This window comes from Selenomonas sp. oral taxon 149 str. 67H29BP, assembly GCF_000146365.1.
Lineage (GTDB): Bacteria > Bacillota > Negativicutes > Selenomonadales > Selenomonadaceae > Centipeda > Centipeda felix.
This window is the reverse complement of sequence record NZ_GL397087.1, coordinates 558,940-566,226: the sequence shown is the minus strand read 5'-3', so window position 1 is coordinate 566,226 and position 7,287 is coordinate 558,940. Positions and strand designations below refer to the sequence as shown.

General features: G+C 49.6%; 11 protein-coding genes. All 11 read left to right on the top strand.

What is annotated here, in order from left to right:
- Positions 1 to 857 (top strand): ATP-binding protein (locus tag HMPREF9166_RS02795; RefSeq protein ID WP_009442534.1); only part of this gene is annotated, 857 nt, incomplete at its 5' end.
- Positions 858 to 908: 51 nt separating this feature from the next.
- Positions 909 to 2,138, top strand: a complete 1,230-nt coding sequence (locus tag HMPREF9166_RS02790; RefSeq protein WP_009442533.1) for a DNA cytosine methyltransferase — start codon at positions 909 to 911, stop codon at positions 2,136 to 2,138.
- Between the two features lie 12 nt (positions 2,139 to 2,150).
- Positions 2,151 to 2,570, top strand: coding sequence for a phage antirepressor Ant (locus tag HMPREF9166_RS02785; RefSeq protein WP_009442532.1), 420 nt, complete (start codon positions 2,151 to 2,153; stop codon positions 2,568 to 2,570).
- A gap of 11 nt (positions 2,571 to 2,581) precedes the next feature.
- Positions 2,582 to 3,055: a class I SAM-dependent methyltransferase gene (locus tag HMPREF9166_RS02780; protein WP_009442531.1), complete on the top strand. Its 474-nt coding sequence runs from the start codon at positions 2,582 to 2,584 to the stop codon at positions 3,053 to 3,055.
- A 78-nt stretch (positions 3,056 to 3,133) separates the two neighbouring features.
- Positions 3,134 to 3,322 carry a hypothetical protein gene (locus HMPREF9166_RS12440; RefSeq protein WP_009442530.1) on the top strand — a complete coding sequence of 63 codons (189 nt, stop codon included), beginning with the start codon at positions 3,134 to 3,136 and terminating at the stop codon, positions 3,320 to 3,322.
- Between the two features lie 85 nt (positions 3,323 to 3,407).
- The gene (locus HMPREF9166_RS02770) at positions 3,408 to 3,911 is read left to right on the top strand and encodes a hypothetical protein (protein ID WP_009442529.1); all 504 of its coding nucleotides are present in this window, start codon (positions 3,408 to 3,410) and stop codon (positions 3,909 to 3,911) included.
- Positions 3,912 to 4,297: 386 nt separating this feature from the next.
- Complete coding sequence (locus HMPREF9166_RS12435; protein ID WP_139062645.1) at positions 4,298 to 4,624, top strand: hypothetical protein; 327 nt, start codon at positions 4,298 to 4,300, stop codon at positions 4,622 to 4,624.
- Positions 4,608 to 5,747 (top strand): XRE family transcriptional regulator, encoded by a 1,140-nt coding sequence (locus HMPREF9166_RS02765; RefSeq protein ID WP_175279225.1) that lies wholly within the window; start codon positions 4,608 to 4,610, stop codon positions 5,745 to 5,747. The genes HMPREF9166_RS12435 and HMPREF9166_RS02765 overlap by 17 nt, the downstream gene beginning before the upstream one ends.
- Positions 5,744 to 6,001 carry a hypothetical protein gene (locus tag HMPREF9166_RS02760; RefSeq protein WP_009442527.1) on the top strand — a complete coding sequence of 86 codons (258 nt, stop codon included), beginning with the start codon at positions 5,744 to 5,746 and terminating at the stop codon, positions 5,999 to 6,001. Before HMPREF9166_RS02765 ends, HMPREF9166_RS02760 begins: the two co-directional genes overlap by 4 nt.
- 387 nt (positions 6,002 to 6,388) lie before the next feature.
- Complete coding sequence (locus HMPREF9166_RS02755) at positions 6,389 to 6,583, top strand: type II toxin-antitoxin system HicA family toxin (RefSeq protein WP_009442525.1); 195 nt, start codon at positions 6,389 to 6,391, stop codon at positions 6,581 to 6,583.
- A gap of 51 nt (positions 6,584 to 6,634) precedes the next feature.
- The gene (locus tag HMPREF9166_RS02750) at positions 6,635 to 7,051 is read left to right on the top strand and encodes a type II toxin-antitoxin system HicB family antitoxin (RefSeq protein WP_039980879.1); all 417 of its coding nucleotides are present in this window, start codon (positions 6,635 to 6,637) and stop codon (positions 7,049 to 7,051) included.
- The last annotated feature ends 236 nt before the right edge of the window (positions 7,052 to 7,287 follow it).

Here is a 7,287-nt window from a genome sequence, read left to right as displayed (position 1 = left end):
ACCCGTATGATCTGGGCGGCACGTCCGAGGAGGAAGGAGATTCTGCGGACGATTGGAGCACCCAGAGAGACGATCCGTACGCCGCAGGGCTTCTTCTGGCGGCACAGGCGACAGAGACCAAGAGAGCGCATGATGCCGCGTGCGCAGGGTGCCCGTACACCGTGGACACCTGCCACGAGTGCCACTACAACGGGCGAGAGTTCCGGGATGAGCGATACCGTAACCCGCTCCTTTCCTGCATCCCGTCATGTGCCAAGTACAAGACGCAGCAGGCACAGAAACGGATCACGAAACTCATGGGAAGCAGCGGCATTGGTGAGCGGTTCCGGTCGCGCAGCTTCGCGACGTTTCGCCAGACGCCCGAAACAAGACATGCATTCATAGCGTGCAAGCGGTTTTGTGAGAGCGTCAAGGTCGATCCAAAGGCACCGGGCATTCTCCTGAAAGGGGGGTGCGGAACCGGAAAGACACACCTCGCGGTGTCGATTCTGCGCGAAATCGCAGAGGCGGGGATTCCCGGGATGTTCGTGGTAGTCCCTGATCTTCTCGCCAAAATGCGGGCAAGTTTCAGCCTTCGGGATGGCAAGGCAGATGAGCTTTTGAAAGCAGCAAAAGATGCAGCGGTACTTGTCCTTGACGATCTTGGAGCTGAGGATCCAAAACCGTGGGTGCCGGAGCTGATCTACGTGCTGATCAATCACCGATACGAGCACATGCTCCCCACGGTCATCACGACCAACTGCGGAGGCAAGGAGTTAGAGGCAGTATTCGGGCGGCGCATCGTAAGCCGTCTTTCGGAAATGACAGTACCGGTGAACATCCGGGCAGAGGATTATCGCATGAAAGGAGCGTGCTGAGATGGCACAGGAAATGACACAGAGCGCGGGTACTTATGAGGAGGTGCGGCAGTGGAGCTGATTGTCGATAACTTCGCGGGCGGCGGCGGGGCATCCACCGGCATCGAGCTTGCCACAGGGCGCAGCGTGGATATTGCAATCAATCACGACCCTACGGCGATTGCGATGCACCGTGCTAATCATCCGAGCTCGAAGCACTACTGCGAGAACGTCTGGGACGTTGACCCCGTGGAGGCGTGTGCGGGGCGTCCCGTTGGTCTCGCCTGGTTTTCTCCTGACTGCAAGCACTTCTCGAAAGCAAAAGGCGGGAAGCCCGTCGAAAAAGCAATTCGCGGGCTTGCGTGGGTGGCAATACGCTGGGCAAAGCTCGTGCGGCCGCGCGTGATTATCCTCGAAAACGTCGAAGAGTTTACGACATGGGGCCCCCTGATCGGCAATCGACCTGACCCAACGCGCAAGGGACAGACATTTCGGAGATTCGTCCATGCACTCAAACGCTATGGGTACCGTGTCGAATGGAACGAGCTGCGGGCGTGTGACTACGGTGCACCGACCATCCGCAAACGATTTTTCCTTGTTGCACGGTGTGATGGCTTGCCAATCGTCTGGCCTGAACCGACGCATGGAGACCCGTCAACGCTCTTTGTGGCGAGCGGTATCCTCCATCCGTGGCGGACGTCGGCGGAGATCATCGACTGGACAATCCCGTGCCCGAGTATCTATGACCGCAAGAAGCCGCTCTGCGAAAATACGATGCGGCGCATTGCGCGAGGGCTTAGAAAATTTGTGCTGGAGCATCCGCAGCCATACATCGTGGACTACCACATTGCGCCGTTCCTGATACAGTATCACACGGAACAGTCAGGGAAAGAGGTGCGCGGGCAAGCAGTAGACAAGCCGCTCATGACGGCGGATTCGTCCAATCGGTATGGACTTGTGACGGCACTCCTGATTAAGTATTACGGCCAAGGTGAGGGGCAGACGCTCACAGAGCCACTGCATACAATCACGACCAGAGATAGATTCGGTGTGGTTGCTGTATGCGGAGAGTTGTATCAGGTCACGGATATCGGCATGCGGATGCTTACGCCGAGGGAGTTGTTTCGGGCGCAGGGATTTCCGGAGAGTTATATCATCGACCGCGACGCTGACGGCAGGAGCTATCCAAAATCGGCGCAGGTTGCCCGATGCGGAAATGCGGTGCCGCCGCCGTTTGCGGAGGCCCTTGTACGTGCCAATCTGCCGGAACTGTGCGGCGAGGAAGAACGTGAAAGTGCATGAGGAGGAGACAAAATGAAAACGACGATGGAGATTGCACCGATTTTCGACAACGAAAACGGAGAGGTGAGAATCAGCGGACGGCAGCTGCATATGTTCTTGGAGGTGCAGACCCGCTATAACGATTGGTTCGCGCGTATGTGCGAATACGGATTTGTAGAGGGAGAGGATTATTACTCAAATTTGAGTAAAACCTCTGAGCTTGGCGGGCGCCCCGCAATCGACCATCTCATGACGCTCTCAATGGCAAAGGAGCTGGCGATGCTCCAACGCACTGAGAAGGGCAAGGAGGCGCGGCGGTACTTTATCCGTATCGAGGAGGAATGGAACACGCCCGAGCGGGTCATGGCGCGTGCCCTGCGGTTTTCCGAACGCATTCTGAGCGACACAAAAGCCTTGCTTGCGGATGCGCAGGAACAGATACTTTTTGCATAGGAGGAGAGCCCATGAAACAAATCCTTGATGCGTGCTGTGGCTCTCGAATGTTCTGGTTTGACAAGAAGCATCCTGCGGCTGTGTTCATGGACAATCGTAGCTTTGCCAAAACGTTGTGCGATAGCCGACGATTCGAGGTCAAGCCTGATCTGATCGCTGACTTCCGAGAGATTCCATTTCCTGACGAGAGTTTCCAGCTTGTCGTATTCGACCCGCCGCATTTGTGCAGTGCAGGAAAGATTTCGTGGCTCGGCATCAAGTATGGTGTGCTCGCAAGTACATGGCAGAATGATCTGCGCCGAGGATTCGAGGAGTGTATGCGCGTCCTAAAAGATTACGGCGTATTGATCTTCAAATGGTCGGAAGATCAGATTTCTACGGCGGATGTTCTGAAAATTATCCCTGAGCAGCCGTTGTTCGGGAACCGGAGGGGTAAGACAATCTGGCTGGTGTTTATGAAATTTCCGGAGGAGGAATCCAAATGAATCACTTTGTAGGAATCGGACGCCTGACACGCGATCCAGAGGTAAGATACACACAGACAATCGGGAGCGTTGTCTCTTGTGTCTAACATCATCTTAAAGCGCGTGAATGACTTTGAAGATTGGCAGCTGCGGGATATGATCGGCGAGATTGAAGCGCACTGGGAGTGGAACAAGGACATCCATCCGATAGACCGAGATGTGCAGCGGCTCTTTCGAGATCGGCTGCGAGGAGCACTTTTGGAACGCGCTGTGAAACAGGCAATATAAGAAAAAGAGCGGCATATCACCGCTCTTTTGGCGCGTTCGGGCATATTGGCGGCGTTGACAAAATGATGAGACAGGAGGAACAGGCGTGAGAGAGTACGGCGACTATATCAGGGAGACAAAGCGGCTCTTGCAGAACTATACAAAGATGAAGGTCGCCGTCACGAATCTCACAGAAGAGATCGATGCGCAGGAGATGATCTTGCGTGATGAATCCATATCCTCCATCCAGTACGGAGACGATCGTATCAGCGGCGGGACAAGGACGTTGACTACAACGGAGGCGGCCGCTGTACGTCGCATTAAGCTTGAGGGACATATCGCGGATATGCGGATCCGCAGAGATGAAATAGAGCGCACAATACGGGCGATTGATCGAGCCTTTGAGTCACTGGATGATGAAGATGTGGAGCTGGTACAAGGACGGTATATGCGGGGGCAGTCGTGGATAGAGATCGCGGATGCTCTGAACTATACAGAGAAGTGGGCGCAGGAGAAAAGCGGGAAGGTGCTGCGAGATGTGGCACTGATGTTGTTTGGGGTGGAAGTGAGACCGGTACAGTTAAAACTTTCAATTCTTGCGAATAATTGACAAATTACTTGTGAATTTTAGTAAAATATGCTATATTACTTTCATGAGCGATTGTGAAAGTGAGGCGATTTAATGATTACGAAAGACAGTATTCAGAAGCAATTTGAGCAGGAATTTCCACCGGAACGTATCCATGCCGTACGAGCGTTAGTTGATTTGTCCTATGAGAGTGCTGATACCCTATATAAGTATCAGCCAAATGATGGAATGTATAACCTCCTTCGGGCAACAAATGTTGGAAAAGGGATCTGGGCAGACATCTTGCGTGCCGGCATTGCATGTTCAGCGAGATTGTTTTGTGAAAAAGGTATATTGCCATATACTTTTGAAACACCGATGAATTGTGCTCGTAATTGTCATCATGTACGCCTTTATAATGAAGACGTGTGCCTGTATTTCGCGCGGACACTATTCCACGGAAAGCACTTTATAGGGCTTCCGATCTCATTCAGACTAGACTTTTTGATGAAGAGTCGGATATAAATAAAATAAAAACATATGCCGCGACATATGGAGATGGCGGCGAACATGAATTTCGATATGGACGTATAGGGATTCCCGGAGAAAAAAACTGGATACATTCAAAACCACTAAAGATTGGCGCATATCAATACCCGACTCAAAAAGAAAAAAATGAAATCCTTGTTCAATTAGATGAGAACTATAAAGCTCTGTTGAGAAGGGATGAAAAGAATAATGGGGGCATCAAATAATATAGAATATTGCATCCCACAACGACTGCGTGATGCGAGAATTGCAGACGGAAAAACGATAAAAGAGGTTGCGGAAGCACTAGGAATCAGCGCACAAGTTTTATCTATGTTTGAATTAGGGCGCTGTAAAGTTTCAGTCGAGATGTTCTTTCGTTTGAAGAATATGTACAGTATGCCTAATAGTTTTTATGGAACTCATTATATGGATAATGTGGCACGCAGTACGGTTTTCTTTCGTAAATTTAGTGCAGCGACAAAAAGAAAAAGAGAACAAGCATTAAAGCGGGCAGATTTTATCAGTTGCAATATCATCAAATTCTTTGGAGGTAAGATCAAGTTTCCGGAGGTCGATGGATTATTTGATGAAATAAAAACATCCGTGAATATCGAGAAAAAAAGGGATCCTGAACTATGGGCGAAGTTAATTCGTAGGAAATGGAACATGGGTATGGGGCCTATATCAAACCTGATACGTGACTTGGAACGCAGGGGCATCATTGTTGTTGTCATGCCAATGGATAATGATGTAGATGGGTTTTCCTATTGGCAGGATGGGAGACCGTTTATCTTTGTAAATAAGAATAATACAGCGGTCAGACTTCGTATGAGTATCGCACATGAGCTTTGTCATCTGTTTTTTCATGAGGAAGAAGATATTGAAAGAGAGCTAAAAAGAGTGGAGGATGAGGCGAAGGCTTTTGCAGGAGCTTTTTTGTTGCCTGAGGCAGCGTTACATAATGAATTGTACATGGGATCTTTGGAACAGTTTCGATATCTAAAGTCCAAATGGAGGGTATCCATCAATGGGATCATCATGAGGGCAAAACAACTTTTCTTGATTGATGATAATAGGTACACGTATCTACAGACACAAATATCAAGAAAAAAGTGGAGAAAAAGAGAGCCTGAGGATGATGTTATAGAGCAAGAGCAGCCTGTTCTTCTTAGTCAAGCAATCAGGTTATTCATTGATGATGAAATAATGACACGAGATGAAATGATTGATGGAATAGGGTTAAGCGGCTGTTTTATAGAGAGTCATTGTTCGTTGCCTAATGGTTATTTCGACCGTGTACATAACAATTTGGTACACATGGATTTTAAGAGGAGGAAGAAAACATGAAGGAGTTAAGTAAAAATGCGCGTCAGCTTTTGTTTGCAATCAGAGAAGGAGATAAAGGCGATATAGGTGCACATGAATTAGGCATGACGCATGATGAATTTATAGATGCGGGCGAAGAACTTATGAGAGAGTCGCTTCTTGATCATTGGCGTTTAACTGAGAGTGGCATGGTAGATATTATGGGGGTAAAATTGCAGAGCCCAAGTCTAACGGCACGAGGGGAAGATGTATTTAAGGAACTACGAAAAGATTAGAGCCTGTGGATAGCTCAATCGACTTCCCAACGGTATTTTTAACCGGGTTTTTGTTCCGTTTTACTTCCTTTTTTTCATCGGAAAACCTGTTATACTGTTATTGTGAGTGACCTGGAGATGAGTCAGGTCGCCACTACCTCCTTCATCCATTCCATCTCATAAAGCCGTCTCACATGAGGCGGCTTTTTTGTTGGGGGAGATGTAAGTCTTGGCGATTTTTTATAGGTCGTCGGCGGGAGATATAAATTTTATAGGGTATAGAGCGCGGTACTGCGGGAAACGCTCGGAGGACACAGCTGCGGCGGTGTCCTTTTTGTATGCAGAGGAGAAAGTATATATTGACACGTAATAAATTACGTTATATAATATAAATATAGGAGGGAGGACATGAGAAGCTATTCATCAAGAGAGGTGATGAAAATCCTTTTGGAGGATGGCTGGGTAGAGATCAACTGTGTAGGAGATCATCACCAGTTCAAGCATCCGACCAAGAAAGGAAAGGTCACACTCAGACATCCGGTCAAAGACCTTGGTGTTCGTGACCTAAAAAGTATCGAGAAACAGGCAGGGATTAAATTCTAAGCCCCGCCCCATGTGGGGGATAGATAGCCGACGATGAGAAAGGGGGATCGTATGTTGCCAAATTACTACCGCTATGCGGCGATTTTTACCTACGAGGAAGACGGGGTTCATGTTGTATTCCCCGATCTTCCTGGCTGTGTTACGTTTGGCAAGGACGAGGAGGAAGCCGCCTGTATGGCACGGGAGGTGCTTGCCCTCCACCTTTACGGGATGGAGGAGGACGGTGAGGAGATTCCGCAGCCGTCATCGTTGCGGGCGCTGGCAGAGCAAGAGCATCTTGAGAGCAACGAAGTCTTTATGCTGGTAGAAGCATTTATGCCATCGTTCCGTGAGAAGCAGAGGACGCGGTTCGTCAAAAAGACGTTGTCGATTCCGTACTGGATGAACGCAGAGGCGGAGCGGATCGGCGTCAACTTCTCGCAGACGCTGCAGAATGCACTTGAAGAGAAGATCGCACTGGCGAAGTAGAGAAAGCAGAACATCGCAAAGGGCACTATGCAGGTAGTGTCCTTTTTGATTGGCATTTCGTAGAGGTGGGACACATGACGCTGAAGGACTATCTGCGCTGTCGTGCGGCATGGAGCAGGAAGAAAACACAGGCACAGACACAGCATACGCGCAGAGTACGGCAAGGGAGCAGGCCAAAGGAGCAGATAGGAAGAGGCTGAGGCATCCGCGCTATGCGGGCGAATGTATCAAGCCCC